Origin of the sequence: Porticoccus sp. W117 (assembly GCF_030341905.1) — a bacterium.
In the GTDB taxonomy this organism is placed as follows: Bacteria; Pseudomonadota; Gammaproteobacteria; order Pseudomonadales; family Porticoccaceae; genus SCSIO-12696.
The window spans coordinates 1-1,466 of record NZ_JATAAF010000051.1 but is presented as its reverse complement, the minus strand read 5'-3'; the positions used below and the strand labels follow the sequence as shown (position 1 = coordinate 1,466).

General features: G+C 51.9%; 1 protein-coding gene. It reads right to left on the bottom strand.

Annotation, left to right across the window (positions count from 1 at the left end; all coding sequences use genetic code 11):
- Positions 1 to 200 precede the first annotated feature (200 nt).
- Positions 201 to 1,376, bottom strand: coding sequence for an integrase core domain-containing protein (locus tag QSV34_RS15140; RefSeq protein ID WP_289156083.1), 1,176 nt, complete (start codon positions 1,374 to 1,376; stop codon positions 201 to 203).
- Between the last annotated feature and the right edge of the window lie 90 nt (positions 1,377 to 1,466).

Below are 1,466 nucleotides of genomic sequence, written 5' to 3'. Positions count from 1 at the left end.
CCCCTTCGGCCTTGCCGAGTGACGGAGGTGACATAGGGATAAGCCGACAGGACGTCGGCTTAAGCGCAGCGGGTATACGGACGTACCCTCTGCGCGACCCGGCCATGGCACCGGAGGAGGGAGGGTACCCCGAAGGGGCAAGGGCGACTGGGGGTGTACGGTACACAGACATAGGTTACAAAACAGTACCAGTACATAGGTTACATTTTTAGCGTCCAATATGGGACGGCGCCTACTTTACATTGCCGGACATCAAATCCACCCAGGCGAACTGGCCCGTAGTATAAATCCCACACGCCATCATCAACCTCCTCCATGCCCACCCAATCTCCCTGCAAAATATGGGAGACATACAATTGGCCATTGTTCCAGTACAACACGCCACTTTGGCGTACCTTTTTCACCTCAAAATGATCAGGATACGTCAATTCCGGCAGTTTGCTTGGAAACGCTCTGTTTGACGCCCTATACAGCGAATCTGGCGTGTTCTGTGACAGGGCTTCATGAGGGCGCTGCTCGTTATACTCTTTTTGAAACTGATTGAAGCGGGATTGCTGGCTTCTCATGGAATGTGCGGGCGGCTGGGCAACCGCTTGCTTAAGCGTACGGTGCATACGTTCGTGACGACCGTTTTGCTGTGGTTTGCCTGGCTCAATGCGCTCTGGACAGATACCCAATCGTACCCACCAGGCAGATAAACGTGACAAGCCACCCACAGCCCGGCTGGCGAAAGGCACGCCATTGTCACTGCGAATCCTCTGTGGCAGTCCATATTCCTTAAACACCCGAACGAAGGCTTCTTTGGTGTCATCCAGAGCAACATTGGATTGGCCGTAACAACACAACAAATAGCGACAGTGATGATCCATTACGGTGAGCGGATAACACCACTGCCCCGAACCCACTTTGAACTGCCCTTTAAAATCGACACTCCACAACTGATTACTTTGATCAACGGGCGCAAAAGGTTGTGGGAAAGGCGCAACTCGCTGTCGGTGTTTGCGCTTCTTTACCAACCCTTCACTGTGCAAAATCCGGTAGATGGTGGTTTGCGATGGAATCAGGTCATCACTGAATTGCTGGGCGAGTAAGACCTGAATCTTTTTAGCCCCAGGGGTTATGCGTTGCTTGGTTCGCAACGTCACAATAGCTTTGCGTATCCGATAGGGGATTTTTAAAGGGCTATCATGTGGCCGACGGGCTTGTTCGCCAAGGCCGTCGATTCCCAAAGACTGGTAGCGCTTTGTCCACTTGTAGCCGGTCTTTCGGCTGATGCCATAGCGCTGGCATAACTCAGTGAAAGACAGAGCTCCGCGCAGCCAATCGCTAATGAATAACACTTTTTGATCCATAGGTCTCACCTCTTTCCAGGGCATGAGCATCTCCTCTTTGTGGATGCTCACAGGGTACAAAACTGTTACCCATGTACTGGTACTGATGTGTTACCTATGTCCTGAACTCGTACA

Coding starts and splice junctions, on each gene's coding strand:
- QSV34_RS15140 (WP_289156083.1), bottom strand. CDS start 1,376: ATGCCCTGGAAAGAGGTGAGACCTATGGATCAAAAAGTGTTATTCATT.